The 12,954-nt window shown below is 47.6% G+C and carries 15 protein-coding genes; 9 read left to right on the plus strand and 6 right to left on the minus strand.

All coding sequences use genetic code 11. The features are described 5' to 3' along the window. Positions 1–63 precede the first annotated feature (63 nt). Complete coding sequence (locus H6G46_RS15105) at positions 64–837, minus strand: pantothenate kinase (RefSeq protein WP_010872745.1); 774 nt, start codon at positions 835–837, stop codon at positions 64–66. A 79-nt stretch (positions 838–916) separates the two neighbouring features. Here H6G46_RS15105 and H6G46_RS15110 point away from each other — a divergent pair, with 79 nt between their 5' ends. The 7 genes from H6G46_RS15110 to rsmI all read left to right on the plus strand — a co-directional run bounded on the left by H6G46_RS15110 (position 917) and on the right by rsmI (position 7,337). Continuing rightward, positions 917–1,819 (plus strand): cytochrome c oxidase subunit II, encoded by a 903-nt coding sequence (locus H6G46_RS15110; RefSeq protein ID WP_010872744.1) that lies wholly within the window; start codon positions 917–919, stop codon positions 1,817–1,819. A gap of 213 nt (positions 1,820–2,032) precedes the next feature. Next, positions 2,033–2,944 carry a gamma-carotene 1'-hydroxylase CruF gene (gene cruF / locus H6G46_RS15115; RefSeq protein WP_010872743.1) on the plus strand — a complete coding sequence of 304 codons (912 nt, stop codon included), beginning with the start codon at positions 2,033–2,035 and terminating at the stop codon, positions 2,942–2,944. 374 nt (positions 2,945–3,318) lie between these two features. Then, positions 3,319–4,113 (plus strand): slipin family protein, encoded by a 795-nt coding sequence (locus H6G46_RS15120; RefSeq protein WP_010872742.1) that lies wholly within the window; start codon positions 3,319–3,321, stop codon positions 4,111–4,113. A gap of 55 nt (positions 4,114–4,168) precedes the next feature. After that, the gene (locus tag H6G46_RS15125; protein ID WP_010872741.1) at positions 4,169–5,284 is read left to right on the plus strand and encodes a Gfo/Idh/MocA family oxidoreductase; all 1,116 of its coding nucleotides are present in this window, start codon (positions 4,169–4,171) and stop codon (positions 5,282–5,284) included. 7 nt (positions 5,285–5,291) lie between these two features. After that, positions 5,292–6,203: a tRNA (adenosine(37)-N6)-dimethylallyltransferase MiaA gene (miaA, locus tag H6G46_RS15130; protein ID WP_010872740.1), complete on the plus strand. Its 912-nt coding sequence runs from the start codon at positions 5,292–5,294 to the stop codon at positions 6,201–6,203. Positions 6,204–6,276: 73 nt separating this feature from the next. Continuing rightward, positions 6,277–6,498, plus strand: a complete 222-nt coding sequence (locus tag H6G46_RS15135; protein WP_041425978.1) for a hypothetical protein — start codon at positions 6,277–6,279, stop codon at positions 6,496–6,498. Continuing rightward, positions 6,498–7,337 (plus strand): 16S rRNA (cytidine(1402)-2'-O)-methyltransferase, encoded by an 840-nt coding sequence (gene rsmI / locus H6G46_RS15140; protein WP_010872738.1) that lies wholly within the window; start codon positions 6,498–6,500, stop codon positions 7,335–7,337. Before H6G46_RS15135 ends, rsmI begins: the two co-directional genes overlap by 1 nt. A gap of 50 nt (positions 7,338–7,387) precedes the next feature. On the opposite strand, the gene H6G46_RS15145 is transcribed toward rsmI, so the two are convergent. The 4 genes from H6G46_RS15145 to tsaD form a co-directional block, all read right to left on the minus strand. After that, complete coding sequence (locus H6G46_RS15145) at positions 7,388–7,747, minus strand: DUF4351 domain-containing protein (RefSeq protein ID WP_010872737.1); 360 nt, start codon at positions 7,745–7,747, stop codon at positions 7,388–7,390. A 148-nt stretch (positions 7,748–7,895) separates the two neighbouring features. Further along, on the minus strand, positions 7,896–8,825 hold the full coding sequence (locus tag H6G46_RS15150) for a UDP-glucuronic acid decarboxylase family protein (protein ID WP_014407106.1): 930 nt from the start codon (positions 8,823–8,825) through the stop codon (positions 7,896–7,898). 134 nt (positions 8,826–8,959) lie between these two features. Further along, positions 8,960–9,517 carry a ribosome maturation factor RimM gene (gene rimM / locus H6G46_RS15155; protein ID WP_010872735.1) on the minus strand — a complete coding sequence of 186 codons (558 nt, stop codon included), beginning with the start codon at positions 9,515–9,517 and terminating at the stop codon, positions 8,960–8,962. A 53-nt stretch (positions 9,518–9,570) separates the two neighbouring features. After that, positions 9,571–10,617 (minus strand): tRNA (adenosine(37)-N6)-threonylcarbamoyltransferase complex transferase subunit TsaD, encoded by a 1,047-nt coding sequence (gene tsaD, locus H6G46_RS15160; protein WP_010872734.1) that lies wholly within the window; start codon positions 10,615–10,617, stop codon positions 9,571–9,573. Positions 10,618–10,776: 159 nt separating this feature from the next. Here tsaD and H6G46_RS15165 point away from each other — a divergent pair, with 159 nt between their 5' ends. Together H6G46_RS15165 and psaJ are read left to right on the plus strand one after the other, a co-directional pair. Further along, entirely contained in the window at positions 10,777–11,274 is a 498-nt protein-coding gene (locus H6G46_RS15165; RefSeq protein ID WP_010872733.1) for a photosystem I reaction center subunit III, read from the plus strand. A gap of 107 nt (positions 11,275–11,381) precedes the next feature. Beyond that, positions 11,382–11,504: a photosystem I reaction center subunit IX gene (gene psaJ, locus H6G46_RS15170; protein WP_010872732.1), complete on the plus strand. Its 123-nt coding sequence runs from the start codon at positions 11,382–11,384 to the stop codon at positions 11,502–11,504. 107 nt (positions 11,505–11,611) lie between these two features. Here psaJ and H6G46_RS15175 read toward each other — a convergent pair whose 3' ends face one another. Continuing rightward, positions 11,612–12,931 (minus strand): FAD-binding oxidoreductase, encoded by a 1,320-nt coding sequence (locus H6G46_RS15175; protein ID WP_010872731.1) that lies wholly within the window; start codon positions 12,929–12,931, stop codon positions 11,612–11,614. Positions 12,932–12,954: the final 23 nt, after the last annotated feature.

The following is a 12,954-nucleotide window of genomic DNA, read 5'->3' on the forward strand; positions in this document are numbered from 1 at the left end:
CCCATTGGCCAAGATTCACCCCGATTTAACCTCCCGTAGCTATAACAATGCCGACCCCTAACCCTAACAGATGGGGCGATCGCCGTGGTGTATGGCCGCCATACCGAGGAAGATCAAATTGTCATCCCAGGCCACCGAAAGATTAGGAGAATGCTCTTTTAGGAAGCCATGTAATATCTTGCCGTCTCCCCCGGTGATAACCATGGCGGCACCAGGAAAAAGCTTTTGCCAATCCTGGAGATAACTCTGCAATGCCCCCAACACGCCATAGACAACACCACTAAAAATGGCGCTGGGGGTATCTAAAGCCCAACGGTCAGGCAACTCGGTTAATTGATCCATTTCTAACTTCGGTAGGGCCGCCAGGCGATCGCCAAGGGTTGCTAACTGCAATCCCAAACCGGGCAAGATCGCTCCCCCCACCAGTTTTTTATCTTGGTCAAACCCTGTAATGGTCAAAGCAGTGCCTCCATCAACCACTAGACAGGGAAAGCCGTAGGTCAGCCCCGTCCCTAAACCAGCCAGGGCCCGGTCAATGCCAAAGCTGGGGTAAAGATTGACCAGGGGAAGATTCTTCAGGGTCAAAATTTTAGGCTGATATACTCGCCAAACTTCGGTTTGTTCCGGTACCACCGATGCCAACATCAGAGGAACTTTCCCCAACAAAACCGGCAACTGAGCTGACTTGGGGTTGTAATCTGTAACCCAGGTTTGCAGGGGAGCATTGCCGCTACAATATGCCCAGTGCAGACGGGAGTTGCCTATCATTAGGCCTAACCAAGGTTTTTGCTTGTCATTATCCAGGGCTAAACCACAACCCGGCTTTGATGTTTCCACAGCAACCAAATTTCTGCCTTTGGCAGACTAAGCTAATCTAGCTTCCCCATTAGACCACGGCTAACCAGAGTGATTAACTATGAGTCGCAAAAATCTCATCCTATTGGCGGTTTACATTGTTTTTACCGTGGGAGCTAGTCTGTGGTTGGGACAGCGAGCTTACCAATGGCTACCCCCTGCCGCCGCCCAGGAGGCACAACCTGTGGGGGATTTGTTTAGTTTTTTGGTCAGCCTTGGTAGCGTGGTCTTTTTGGGAGTGGCGGGGGCCATGGCATACTCGGTTATTTTCCATCGATTCAGCCTGCAGAATCCCCAGGGGGCACCGATCCGGGGTAATGCCCGTTTGGAAATTTTTTGGACAGTGGTGCCGATTATTTTGGTGACCTGGATTGCTTGGTATAGCTATGTCATTTACCAACGAATGAATGTGCTCGGCCCCTTACCCGTGGTGGAAGTGCCTCAATTACTGGGGGAAAAGGCGATCGCCGCCGATGCTCCAGCGGAACTAGCCATGGCCCAAGGAAGCAATATTAACCCCGAAAGGATTGGCGTAGAAGTTAAACAATGGCTGTGGACTTTCACCTATCCCAATGGGGGGGTAACTAGCCATGAATTGCATTTGCCCCTCGATCGCCGGGTAACATTGAATATGACCTCCAAAGATGTGCTCCATGGGTTTTACGTGCCTAATTTCCGCATTAAACAGGACATTGTGCCCAACCGAGAAATTGAATTTAGTTTTACGCCCAATCGTTTGGGGGAATATAAGCTCCACGACTCTCAATTTAGCGGCACCTACTTTGCCGTCATGACAGCTCCCGTGGTGGTGCAATCTTTGTCCGACTACCAAGCTTGGCTGGAAAGTCAAAAATCCCTTACCCCAGGGGAATTACCGAATCCGGCCCTGGATGAGTTTAAACAAACTCCCACAACACCTCTGAAAAGCGGCTGGCCCACCGTGCCACCTGGGACTCGCCAATAGAGCTTAGGGGAAGTTGGGGAGGCCCCTCGATTCCTCAAAATTTAAGGTGAATTTAAGTTAAAGTCCCTCAACCTTGGGGAATTTAGAGGATAAATCCAGACCTTTTAAACATCCTTTCCAGTGGCCCACCATCAATTAACCCACCGCTCCTGGTAAAGATTTGTAAACTATAATGACTTAGAATTTGAATGTAGTTTTAGCGGTAGAGACTGAATGGAAAAACTAATGCGGATTGAGCGGCTATTGCTGATTGGCCATATCGGCTCCATGGCTTTTGGCTTGGCGGGGTTATTACTAGTATTACCCCACCCGGAATTCATCGCCCATTTGCCTCCCATTGGCCAAGTCGCTTTTCAATGGTCTATGGCTGGTGGTGGCGTGGCCTACATGCTGCTGGGCTTTGCCGCTGTGGCTGTTTATGCATTCCGCACCCTGGGGCTTTTGCCTACCCTCGGATTTTTGATTCCCGCCCTGGGTATTTCCGTTTCTGCTGAATTATTGGGGACCAGCACTGGTTTTCCCTTTGGTTACTACCGCTATCTATCGGGATTGGGCTACAAAATCGCCGGTTTAGTCCCCTTTACCATTCCCCTTTCCTGGTTTTACCTAGGATTTTGCTCCTATCTTTTGGTCAGAGCCGGTTTACGTCATAGCAATTTACCCCGCCTAGGGCAAGAATTGACGGCGATCGCCGTGGGGGCGACTTTGTTGATGTCCTGGGATTTTGTTTTGGACCCCGCCATGAGCCAAACCACCATGCCCTTTTGGGTCTGGGATGTACCCGGGGCCTTTTTCGGCATGCCCTACCAAAACTTTGCCGGTTGGTTTTGCACCGGGGCGATATTTATGACGGTGGCCACCATCATTTGGCGGGTCAATAAAGTTGAAATTCCCGAAGCGGACTTTTCCCTACCCTTGGCTATGTATCTGGGCAATTTTGGCTTTGCCATGGTGATGAGCATTGGAGCCCACATTTATCCTCCCATTTTCCTCGGCTTTTTATTGGGGGTTGCTCCAGCTTTATATTTCTACCGTCGAGCTGGAGAAGATTCCCGTTCCACCGCCGTTTCTCGTTTAAAGTCTGTCATTGAGCAGGACAAAGCTGATTTGGCGGCCATTAAATAATTAAATAAACGATTGTAATTTTTTTGCTGGCGGGTATGACTTTCCATTTTTAAATGCCAAGTTTGAGTAGATCATTGCAAAGGGGCGTTGTAGGATGGAATGTCAGCAACCGTCACCTGCCGCCATAGGTACTTTACCTCGGGGACTTACATTCAGACAGGGTATTGCGGGGTAAGTCTCCAAACATCGTGGGTTGTTAACCTACTCCATAAAAAATACCCAGGCGAAGCTGGCGATCGAGTGTAAAAGACTCAACTCAACGCAGACCTGCAATAGGGGGGATACCGGCAAGATTTTCAGTCTTGGCTCAACCTTTGTTCCGTCGTAGTTGGGGATTGTCCTTACCTTTGCCTGGGGCTAAAACGATCATTTCCATGGCACGACAAGCTCGCTATCAAAACCTTTTAGGGCTCAATCCGAGAACTGAATCCCGCAGTCTAATTTGGTGTCGTCGTTTCTCCGTTCGTCCTAATTGCCTTGGGCTTTTGTATAGAAAAAATTGCTTTGAAAAAACTTTAGAACCGGGTATTTACTCCTTTTGGGATTTTCGCTCAGAATTGGAACTTTTCCTGATTCCCCGTTCTGACCAGTTCTTTATTGTTACAAATCAAGAAGTATTAACCAAAGATAATATTCCTCTACGTTTTTCTTACATTGTCAATTATAGAATTACAGACGGTCAGAAATTGTTGACCTATATTGATCCTGCCCAAATGGGATACATCGAAGGGCTAGCAAGTATGATTCAAACTCTGATTCATCCTCTAACCCAAATTTATTGGCGTAGTGCTATTAGTGTAATTAACAGCCTTGAGCTTAATGAGCAATGGGAAGCTTTCATCCCCAATATTCCGGATGAATTGCAAGAATCAGCCCAAAAATTTGGGGTTATGATTGAAGCAATGAAATTAAGGGATATTACTTTTCCCAAAAATATCCAAACTCTTTTTGCTCTTCAGTTAGAAGCCAAAATTAGAGGTCAAACGGATTTGGAAAATGCCCGCACAGCAGTTGCCACCGCTAGGGCGTTAAAAAATGCTTCCCAATTAATAGGAGATGATCAAAATATTAAGTTCCTGCAGTATCTAGAAACCTTAATTAAAATCGCATCTTCTGGGAAGCATACCTTTGTTGTTGGTGGCTCAGAAAAAATAACATCGGATAGTTGAAATTCAGCAAATTAAAATCTGTTTCTCTGTCCCCTTCAAACTTTGAGCATTACCCATGACTAAATCCCCAAACCTAACCGTCGCTGTCATTGGTACCGGCTTTGGCCAAGCTGTGCATATTCCCGCCCTGCAATATCATCAGCAGACCCAGGCGATCGCCATTTACCATCGGGATTTGGCTAAAGCCCAGGAGGTGGCTAAATCCAACGATCTAGCCTATAGCTACAACAATCTGGAAGAATTGCTGGCTAACCCGGAAGTTCAAGCAGTTACCATTGCCAGCCCACCGTTTCTCCATTATGAAATGGCTAAGCAGGCCATTTTGGCGGGGAAACATGTGTTGTTGGAAAAGCCCATGACATTAAGGGTGGAGGAAACCATTGAACTATACCATCTGGCCCGGCAACGGGAAGTGCAGGTAATACCGGATTTTGAATTTCGTTTTGTCCCTGCTTGGCAATATGTGGCGGAACTTTTGGGGCAGGGAATTTTAGGGCAGTTGAAACTGATCAAAGTGGATTGGTTGGTGGGTAGTAGGGCCAACCCCAACCGGGCTTGGAATTGGTATGCCCAAAGGGAAAAGGGGGGCGGTGCTTTGGGGGCGTTGGCTTCCCATACCTTTGACTATCTCCATTGGCTATTTGGCCCGGCTCAGAGTTTAGCAGCTAATTTAAGTGTGGCGATCGCCGAACGGCCTGATCCCCTGGACAATAATCGTTTGAAGCCAGTGACGGCGGAAGATACGGCGCTAATCAGTTTAACTTTGGCCAATGACGTTCCCTGCCAAATAAATATTACCTCTGTAGCCCATGGTGGTCGCGGCCATTGGTTGGAGATTTATGGTGAAAAGGGGAGTTTAGTACTAGGCAGTGACAATCTTAAAGATTACGTCCATGGCTTTAGAATTTTCCACCATCCTGTGGGGCAACCCATGCAGGAATTGACGGTGCCGACCCGTTTAGATTTCCCCAAAGTATTTGCCGATGGCCGCCTTGCTCCCGTTGTCCGGGTAGTAGATGAGTGGGTGCAAAGTATTAACCAAAAAAGAACCCCCACACCATCTTTGCGCCATGGGGTTTACTCCCAACTATTAATGGATTTGACCAAGCAAGCCCATCAAGAAAAGCACTGGGTGGCTGTGCCGGATCTCGATCGCCTTTTGGCCCAGTAGTGTACCCATGGCCAAAGTTCCGCCCCTGATTGTTATTTGTGGCACCACCGCCAGTGGGAAATCCCAACTAGCCCTTGATCTAGCCCAGCGGTTAAACGCAGTTATTTTGGGGGCCGATTCCAGGCAAATTTATAAAGAATTGGACATTGGCACCGCTAAACCCACCCTTGGCGATCGCCAAACGGTACCCCATTATCTGATTGACATTTGTGAACCAACGGAAAACTTCACCCTAGCGGAATACCAACGGCAAGCCCAGGAGTTGATTGCGTCATTAAACCAACCGATTCTGCTGGTAGGCGGCACTGGTTTATACATCCAGGCGATCGTCAAGGGGTTAAAAATTCCTGCTGTTCCACCCCAGACCAATTTACGTGAACAGTTAGCTAACCTCGGCCAACCCTTTTGTTATCAACTTTTAAGTCAAGTGGACCCCGTAGCCCAAAGCAAAATTGAACCCGCTGACGTGGTGCGGACCCTGCGGGCTTTGGAAGTTTTCTATGCCACTGGGCGACCCATTTCCAGCCTACAAGGGGAAAATCCCCCCAGTTATCCCATTGTGCAAATCGGTTTAGGTCTGGAACCGGAGCAACTCCAACCCAGAATTGTTCACCGTACCCATGCCATGGTTGAGGCGGGGTTAGTGAAGGAAGTTGAGGGTTTAATCAATCAGTATGGGGAAGACCTACCCCTGCTCCATACCCTTGGTTACGCTGAGATTAAACAATATCTCCAAGGTCAAATATCGTTAACTCAAGCGACGGAGTCCATCATTGTCCACACCAGGCAATTTGCCAAACGTCAGCGCACTTGGTTCCGCAAAGATTCGGCAATCCACTGGTTTGATGCTAACCAGCCAAACCTATTAGATTCGGTGACAAAGTTAGTACAAGTTGACGTAAACGAAGGAATGTTTTAAGTATTGCGAGGGAAAATAGTTTCTACAATGGCATTATTGCTAGTTTTCTTTCAAGACTTTGACTCCTATGGCCATGGATAAGGATACGAAATTTGCCCTCTTGGTAATGGGAATCCCCCTGCTAGGCGTGCTCTATTGCGCCTTCATTTTGGCGGTGATGCTTTCCTCGGAAACCGCCAGACAACATCCCATTATTACCGGCACTATTTTTGTCTTAGCTCCTTCCCTCATTTCCGGCACCATCTGGTTAAGGGCTTCCTTTAAAGCTAGAAAAGAAGAAAACTTGGGGCTTTAATGGGCATTCTTTATTTGGTGGCCACTCCCATTGGCAATTTAGGGGATATGACTCCTCGGGCAGTGGAAACATTGCAAACGGTGGATCTGATTGCGGCGGAAGATACCAGACATACGGGGAAATTACTACAACATTTCCAAATCACTACGCCCCAAATTAGTTACCATGACCACAATCGCCATGGCCGTACCCAGGAGCTATTGGCCAAATTACAAGCGGGGCAAAATATTGCTTTGGTGAGTGATGCGGGCACTCCCGGTATTTCCGATCCAGGACAGGAGTTGGTGGCGGCCTGCGGAGAAGCAAATATTGAAGTGATACCTATTCCTGGGGCAACGGCTTTAATTGCGGCTTTAATTAGTTCTGGTTTAGCCACTGACCGCTTTGTGTTTGAAGGTTTTCTCTCTACCAAAAACCGGCCTCGACAGCAATTGTTGCAAAGTCTGGCCCAGGAAGAGCGAACCATTATTCTCTACGAAGCGCCCCACCGTTTATTGGCCACGTTGACCGATTTACAGACCTTTTTGGGCCAAGAACGCAGCTTAACCGTAGCTAGAGAACTAACTAAATACCATGAGCAATTTTGGCGGGGCACTCTCCAAACGGCGATCGCCTACTTTACGGAAAATACACCGAAAGGAGAATTTTGCTTAGTCATTGCCGGGGCTACACCGGAGGACAGGCCCAGCTTCTCTGAAGAAAATCTACGGGACGAATTGAGAAGTTTAATGGCTAAAGGGTTAACTCGCTCCCAGGCTAGTCGGCAATTGGCAGAAGAAACTAAACTGCCCCGTCGGCAACTTTATCAACTCAGTTTGGAATTGGAAGCCGATGGTTGAAACCTGATTCTTTGGGAACATTCATGGCAACATCCACCTCTGGAAATTCACTAAATTTTTCGCTCAGGTGTTTCAGATTGGGCCGCTAGCCATTGTTCTAATTCTGCGAAATCAGAGCAGTCCAACAGCACTTCTCCCAACTGTTCCAATTGAGGCACTGTGAGAATGTCAATCCTCGACAAATTAACTGCATTCAACTCTCCAAAACGATGTCTAATTTGTTTGAGTAGCAGAGATTTTTGTCCACGTTCGATGCCCTGTTCAATGCCCTGAAGCATCCAACTGGTTGTTAACTGCATAACGTCCTCCTGTTCCAGGGGGGAAAATTCAGCGATAGCTTCTTTAAAAATTGTCTCTTCCGCTTGGTTAAGGGTGAGATAGGTGTCCACAAAGCCAGAGATTAATTGCATTCTAGCCGGATCTAGCTTGAGGGTTACCAATAGTCGCAAACATTCAGCCTTAACTTTGACGCGGTCGGGGGGAGCAATCTGAACTTTTGCTAAAGGAACTCTGCAAAAAAAATTGTCAAAAGTTCCTTAAAGAGGCGGTCGTGATTAATCATCCTTCGTGGCGAGATTTGAAATCTTCGATAGTCATTGCCAAACCTTGATCTAGGGGAATGGTCGGTTGCCAGTCTAAATAAGTTTTCGCCAACGTAATATCCGGTTGCCGCTGTTTGGGATCATCCTCCGGTAAGGGTTGATAAATTAACTCTGCATCGGGGTTAATGGCATTCTGGATTTTTTCTGCCAGTTGCAATATGGTATATTCCCCCGGATTACCCAAATTAACCGGCCCGACGTAATCCCCATTCATGAGGCGCATTAGGCCTTCCACTAAGTCGGATACGTAACAAAAACTGCGGGTTTGGGAGCCGTCGCCAAACACAGTGAGGGGTTTACCCTGTAGCGCCTGCACAATAAAGTTACTCACCACCCGACCATCGTTTTCCAACATACGTGGTCCATAGGTATTGAATATCCGCGCTACTCTGATATCAACCTTGTGCTCTCGGTAATACTCAAAAGCCAGGGTTTCCGCTACCCGTTTTCCTTCGTCGTAACAGGCTCTTGGACCAATTGTATTAACATTGCCCCGGTAGCTTTCCGGTTGGGGATGAACATCGGGATCGCCATACACTTCCGAGGTGGATGCCAACAAAAACCTTGCTCCGACCCGCTTAGCCAAACCCAACATGTATAAAGTGCCCATCACATTAGTTTTGATGGTTTTGACGGGATTGAACTGATAATGGACGGGGGAAGCGGGGCAGGCTAAATGGTAAACCTGGTCGACTTCCAAGCGAATGGGCTCGGTAACGTCATGGCGGATGAGCTCAAAATTGGGATTATCTAACCATTGGACGATGTTGCGTTTGGTGCCGGTGTAAAAGTTATCGAGGCATAGAACCTCGTGGCCCTGGGCCATCAAGCGATCAATAAGATGGGAACCGATAAATCCTGCTCCCCCGGTAACCAAAATCCGCATTGTTTCCCCGCTTTGTTCAAATGGCATCAGTTTAGCATTTGGCAAATGGCTGGGCATCAGTGCAATTCACTTTGTTTACCCCTGAGAAAATAAGGTACGGTTGCCAGTTAACTGGTATGAAGGAACACAGCCGATCAATCCAGTAGCCCTGGAATGGTTTTAATTTCCAGCCGTTGCTCCGCTAGTTCTACCGTGGGCACAATGGCTTCAACAAAGGGGACGAGCACTTCTTTGTCTGGGTTTTTATCCAAAGTTATCCCCAATAGGTCATTGCCAGCACTGTAAAAATCCGTCACTATCCCTAGGCGATCGCCATTGTCATGGTCGTAAACAATCAACCCCAGTAAATCAGTGACGTGGAATTCCCCCGGCTCCAACGGTAGGCGATCGGTGGCGGGGACTAATAGTTGGTAATTGACTAAAGCTTCCGCTTGATTACGGTCGGTAATTTCAGTAAAACGCAGAATATAAAGGTTTTTGCCAGGAATTTGTTTGCCCTTTTTTAGCGTTAGGGGTTGGGGCGTTTCCTGGGGGGTTTTTCTAATCCACCGTTGACCCTTAGTCAAAAATCTAGCTGGGAAGTCTGATGCTGAAAGAACCCGCACTTCCCCCTGAATACCCTGAGCCGCAACAATGGTACCGATTTCCAGCCAATTTTCTGTTTTCTGTTGTTCTGTCATGGGTTCTGCCATATTTTTTCAATCAATTTGCCCCACTAATTTTTCAGCTTTTCAGTAAAGTCAAGTTAATTGCGCTCATACAACTGGCTGACTTGTTCCACCGAGAGGCGAGACTGGACACCTAAAGTTAAAGGGGAGCGATCGCCGTTTTGGAAATGGTCAGCGGCGGCACAGGCAATCATAGCGGCATTGTCGGTGCAAAACTTTAGGGGCGGAAAAAAGACTTGCAATTGATGTTCTTGGGCGGCGGTTTGGAGATGATAGCGTAAACGACTATTGGCGGCCACCCCTCCCCCGACGGTAATGGTGGTTAAGCCATGGTCTAGGACACACTGAATGGTCTTTTTGGTCAAAGAACGGGCCACCGTATCTTGGAAACTGGCCGCTAAATCATCCACAGGCAAGGGAGCTGAACTCTGTTTAAGTTCCTGAGTGAGGCGTAACATGGCCGTTTTTAAACCACTAAAGCTGGAATCGTAGGGATGATATCCTCCTTGGGGCAAGGAAATTTTTCCTTCTGGTAATTTAAACGTCCCTGGATCGCCCTGTTTAGCCGCCCGGTCAATGGCAGGGCCCCCTGGGTAACCTAAATCCAGCAAACGAGCTACCTTATCAAAGGCTTCCCCGGCCGCATCGTCCCTGGTGGTGCCCAATTGTCGGTAATCCCCACAACCTTTAACGTGGATCAAACTGGTGTGGCCACCGGAAACTAGCAAACACAAAAATGGTGGTTGCAAATCCGGTTGACTCAGATAGCTGGCGTAGATATGACCTTCCAGATGATGCACCCCTAAAAAAGGTTTTTGATGCACCATGGCTAGGGTTTTAGCCGCCGTCACCCCCACCATCAACGCCCCTGCCAACCCCGGAGCCACGGTCACGGCGATCGCCTCAATTTCTGGCCAACCCAAACCACTTGCTTGCAAAGCTTGGTCGAGACAGGTATTAATTAAAAGTAAATGCTGGCGAGAGGCCACTTCCGGTACTACCCCGCCGAAAATTTGATGGGTTTGTATTTGGGAAGAAACCACATTACTGCAAACGTTACGATTATTTACAATTGCCACCGCAGTTTCATCACAACTTGTTTCAATTGCTAAAATGATTGCCATTCTCTGCTAGTTTGAGTTTGATCCAAAAGACGACGGTTTATTAGCCCAGTCTTTCCTATTATCGGCTAACGATCCCCGGATCACGGTAACAGGTTGCGAATCTTGCTTATTTATTTAGCCGCCTTTTTAGTCTTTTGTTTAACCAAGGAAACGATTCTTATGAAACATTTGTTGGCGTTGCTCCTAGCCTTTACACTCTGGTTTAATTTCGCTCCCTCAGCTTCGGCGGACGATTTTGCCAATTTGACCCCCTGTAGCGAAAACCCCGCTTACTTGGCCAAGTCTAAAAACTTCCTCAATACCACCAACGATCCCAACTCCGGTAAAATTCGGGCGGAACGTTATGCCTCTGCCCTCTGTGGCCCCGAAGGTTATCCCCACCTGATTGTGGACGGTCGTTTCACCCACGCTGGTGACTTTTTGATTCCTAGCATTTTGTTCCTGTACATTGCTGGTTGGATCGGCTGGGTTGGTCGTTCTTACCTGATTGAAATTCGGGAAAGCAAAAATCCTGAAATGCAGGAAGTGGTTATTAATGTCCCCCTAGCGATCAAAAAAATGTTGGGTGGTTTCCTTTGGCCCTTGGCCGCCGTTGGTGAATACACCTCCGGCAAACTGGTGATGAAGGATTCAGAAATCCCCACTTCCCCCCGCTAATTAGTTGGGCATTGACTGGGAACTATTGATGTTATTGCTTAATATCTAACTCCCTTCAATTTCGACATTATTTTTGTTTACCTTTGTCAATTTTGGAGACTCAATTTATGGACGGTTTGAAATCCTTTTTGTCAACTGCTCCGGTCATGATCATGGCTTTGTTGACTTTCACCGCTGGTATTTTGATCGAGTTTAATCGTTTTTATCCCGATCTTCTTTTCCACCCCTAGTTTTGTTTGGCGAATAAATTCTTCTCACTATTTTTTGGTGAGATAAAAGATTGGTTGGGATTTGTAATTGAGATCCTAGCCAATTTTTTTTGGTAAAAATAACTGGATTAATCGGTTAATTTACCTGGGTTGAGCAAATTAAGGGGATCTACCTGGCGTTTAAAAATTAATTGGGATTCTGGCAGAGGTTGTACCGACCCTCCGGCTAAACTATAGGTGTGGGGATTGGCGATTCTGGCCCCTAGATTTTGGTGGGCGGCCATGATTTCTTCCAGGCGATCACCGTTGATAAATTTAACCAAAGGAAAACCAGCTAGGCACATTTGCCCTTGAATGCGCATTATTTCGATGTGGAACATAATCTCATCCTTAAATAGTTTTGCCAAGGCGAGAATTTGCTCTACATCTCGATAGAAAAATACTTGAAGATAGGTCAAACTAGGATCCACGGCCCTAGCCAAAAGAGTGGTGTGGTTCCAATTAAATTCAATCAAATTAATTTTTTTCCCTGGGCTTTGGGGATCTTGCTCAAAGATAATTTCCCCTTTACTTGCCTTGGCCAACTGCGTAAAAGCTAGCCAATCCAACTCAGAAACAATCACCATTACCCAGTGAGCTCCGGGTTGATAATAACTTTTTAAACTGCTGAAATATTGCGGAATCGGATCGGCTTGAATGGAAATTTCCTTACTAACAATGCCGTCTTGATGGGCCAAATTTTGGGCAAAGGCGATCGCCGAAGATAAATTCGTAAAACTGACGATGGCTTCCCGCCAAGGTAGGGCTGGAGTAAGGGGCAAAGTAATTTCAGTAATAATGCCGTTGGTGCCATAGCCATGGATGACTGGTTGGGCCGCCTCGCCGGACAGAATCAGCCGTTGGGGTTCCGCTTCCATGGTCAACACCGTGAGGCTCTGGACGTTGCCCGGGTCGAATAAGGTGCCATAGTTCACTGCCCCCATGCCAGTACTGCCACCGCTGACAAAACCCCCCACGGTAGCTGTTTGATAGGTGGAAGGTAACAGGCGCAGCTCCCAGCCCATTTGTTTAGCTTGTTGTTCCAGCTTGCCTAACTTTACCCCCGGCTCCACCACGGCCCGACCCGGTTCCAGGCTAATGATCCTTTGCATGGGGGATAAATCCAACACAATGCCTCCCTCCAGGGGAACACATTGGCCGTAATTGCCGGTGCCAGCCCCCCGCACTGTGAGGGGAATTTGATTGGCCACACAGCAACGGATCACCGCGATTGCCTCTGGTTCTGATCGGGCTAGGACGACTAAATCCGCCTGTTTGCCCTCCAACTGCGCCATCAAAATGGGGCTGAAATGGGCGTAATCGGTGGATAGCTTTTTTCTTTGCTGGGGATCTTGGATTACTTCCAAGCCCTGGGTAGTTAATGAAGCCGCAATGGCTGACCAATCCATTTTTATAATTCCTTGCTAAGTCT

It is taken from the genome of Synechocystis sp. FACHB-908, assembly GCF_014698595.1.
In the GTDB taxonomy this organism is placed as follows: Bacteria; Cyanobacteriota; Cyanobacteriia; order Cyanobacteriales; family Microcystaceae; genus Synechocystis.

Bases quoted from the DNA above. Each gene is read 5' to 3' on its own strand.
- H6G46_RS15150 (WP_014407106.1), bottom strand. From the start codon at position 8,825: ATGCGGATTTTGGTTACCGGGGGAGCAGGATTTATCGGTTCCCATCTT.
- H6G46_RS15165 (WP_010872733.1), top strand. From the start codon at position 10,777: ATGAAACATTTGTTGGCGTTGCTCCTAGCCTTTACACTCTGGTTTAAT.
- tsaD (WP_010872734.1), bottom strand. From the start codon at position 10,617: ATGGCAATCATTTTAGCAATTGAAACAAGTTGTGATGAAACTGCGGTG.
- H6G46_RS15135 (WP_041425978.1), top strand. From the start codon at position 6,277: ATGGATAAGGATACGAAATTTGCCCTCTTGGTAATGGGAATCCCCCTG.
- H6G46_RS15125 (WP_010872741.1), top strand. From the start codon at position 4,169: ATGACTAAATCCCCAAACCTAACCGTCGCTGTCATTGGTACCGGCTTT.
- psaJ (WP_010872732.1), top strand. From the start codon at position 11,382: ATGGACGGTTTGAAATCCTTTTTGTCAACTGCTCCGGTCATGATCATG.
- H6G46_RS15175 (WP_010872731.1), bottom strand. From the start codon at position 12,931: ATGGATTGGTCAGCCATTGCGGCTTCATTAACTACCCAGGGCTTGGAA.
- H6G46_RS15120 (WP_010872742.1), top strand. From the start codon at position 3,319: ATGGCACGACAAGCTCGCTATCAAAACCTTTTAGGGCTCAATCCGAGA.
- H6G46_RS15145 (WP_010872737.1), bottom strand. From the start codon at position 7,747: ATGCAATTAATCTCTGGCTTTGTGGACACCTATCTCACCCTTAACCAA.
- rimM (WP_010872735.1), bottom strand. From the start codon at position 9,517: ATGGCAGAACCCATGACAGAACAACAGAAAACAGAAAATTGGCTGGAA.
- miaA (WP_010872740.1), top strand. From the start codon at position 5,292: ATGGCCAAAGTTCCGCCCCTGATTGTTATTTGTGGCACCACCGCCAGT.
- H6G46_RS15110 (WP_010872744.1), top strand. From the start codon at position 917: ATGAGTCGCAAAAATCTCATCCTATTGGCGGTTTACATTGTTTTTACC.
- cruF (WP_010872743.1), top strand. From the start codon at position 2,033: ATGGAAAAACTAATGCGGATTGAGCGGCTATTGCTGATTGGCCATATC.
- rsmI (WP_010872738.1), top strand. From the start codon at position 6,498: ATGGGCATTCTTTATTTGGTGGCCACTCCCATTGGCAATTTAGGGGAT.